Origin of the sequence: Candidatus Skiveiella danica (assembly GCF_022705245.1) — a bacterium.
Classification (GTDB): domain Bacteria; phylum Pseudomonadota; class Gammaproteobacteria; order Burkholderiales; family Burkholderiaceae_C; genus Skiveiella; species Skiveiella danica.
Genome location: NZ_JAKJEW010000189.1, coordinates 1 through 537, shown reverse-complemented (window position 1 = coordinate 537; position 537 = coordinate 1). Strand labels below are relative to the sequence as shown.

General features: G+C 72.4%; 1 protein-coding gene. It reads left to right on the top strand.

Annotated elements, in window-relative coordinates:
* A partial coding sequence (locus ACMUOY_RS20920) for an AraC family transcriptional regulator (RefSeq protein ID WP_413894622.1) occupies window positions 1–537 on the top strand: 537 nt, incomplete at both ends.

Here is a 537-nt window from a genome sequence, read left to right as displayed (position 1 = left end):
CGCCCGCGCTGCTGGAAGATCCGGCCGCACATGTCACCGCCGCGCAGATGGAGCTGCTCTCGGGCGTGGCGATGCAGGAGCTCGACGACGAGGCACTGGGCTGGTTCTCGCGCCGCCTGCCCTGGGGCAGCTACGGCATGCTCTGCCGCGCCTCACTGACCTCGCCGACGCTGGAGGTGGCGCTCAAGCGCTGGTGCCGTCACCACCGCCTGCTGACCGAGGACATCGTCTTCGAGCTCGCGCAACGCGGCGGCATGGCCACGATCCACGTCGCCGAGCACGCCGGACTCGGCGAGCTGCGCGAGTTCTGCCTCGTCAGCACGCTGCGCTACCTGCTCGGCTACGCCTGCTGGCTGGTCGATTCGCGCATCGCGCTCGGCGAGGCCGCCTTCCCCTTCCCTGCCCCGGCGCACGCCGACGCCTACGCCTACCTCTTCGCCGGCCCGGCGCGTTTCTCCGCCGCGGCCGCCTGCATCCGCTTCGACGCGCGCTACCTCGCCCTGCCGGTGCGCCGCGACGAGAAGGCGCTGCAGGCCA